Consider the following 1,096-nt stretch of genomic DNA (forward strand, 5'->3'; position numbering starts at 1 on the left):
CGGCGCTGGGCGCCTGGGCGGGCGCCGCTTCGCCCACCGTGGGCGGCTGGGCGCCCAGCGCCCGGCGGACCTGGTGCCGGGTGATCCCGAGACGCTCGGCGATCACCCGCTGGGGGACCTTCTGGGCGGCGAGACGCCGCACCTCGCCCGCCTGGTCGACCGCGCTCACCGGTCACACTCCTCGTGGTCGTGCGCGTCAAGGTGCTCGCGGTCCATGGCGTAGTCGGAGACGTCCTGCGGGTCAGACACCGCGTGGTCGTCGTCTTCGCACCACGGGTCGCAGGGCTCCTCCTGCGGGGGCGTGGCCGGCTCGTCGTCGGCCTGGTCGTCGTCCTCGCCCGGGCGGGCGAGCGGGCGAGCGGCGTTCCATGCCGCGCAGGCGATGTGCTCCCGGACGGCAGCCATCCACACACCGACCCCCGCGGGGGGCCGCTTGATCGCGTCGATGACGAACTTCACGGCCGAGTCGGCTGCCTGGATCCGCTCTCGGACGTCGGGCAGCGGAGCGGGCAACTCGGTGTCGTGCGGGGCGTAGGTCCACCGCTCGATCCGGTACTGGAAGTCGTCGGGGTTGCCGTAGGCGTCCGGCTTCCGGCTGTCGGCGATCAGCGCCTTGGCGTGGGCGACGCTGCACGCGGGCCGGAACCAGTACTCCTGCTCCTTCTGGCCGGCCTCGTGCCAGACGACGCCGTCGGCACACCGGTGGGACTCGTCGCCGACCGGGTGGGGACAGGACGCCCCGTCCGCGACCCGCTCGGTGACATGCGTGGTCTGCAGCCGGTAGGCGAGAACCCGGAACCGCGGCTCAGCCGTACAGGGAGCGCCCTCGCCTTCATGCCTGGCCCAGCAGCTCTTGTAGCGGGCGTAGTCGAAGTAGTCGCACATCTCGCAGCTGCAGCCGGGCCCGCAGTTACAGCCCCGCGACTCGCCGTCCTCGTCGTCGCCCGCGCATCCGCAGCCGTCGTACGGGTCGTAGGAGTCCTCGGGGTCGGGGTCACCGGGCAGCGGGACGGACGGCGCCCAGGCGCGCATCAGGGTGCGCAGCGCGGCATCGATCTCCTCCCGCGACGGCACCGGCACCGGCACCGGCACCGGC

1 protein-coding gene is annotated in these 1,096 nt (G+C 73.4%); it reads right to left on the reverse strand.

Annotation, left to right across the window (positions count from 1 at the left end; genetic code table 11):
* Positions 1–165: 165 nt before the first annotated feature.
* Positions 166–1,096, reverse strand: a 931-nt coding sequence (locus CCN39_RS50585; RefSeq protein ID WP_158104638.1) for a hypothetical protein, incomplete at its 5' end; no start/stop codon positions are given.

It is taken from the genome of Amycolatopsis kentuckyensis (assembly GCF_002155975.1).
Classification (GTDB): Bacteria; Actinomycetota; Actinomycetes; order Mycobacteriales; family Pseudonocardiaceae; genus Amycolatopsis; species Amycolatopsis kentuckyensis.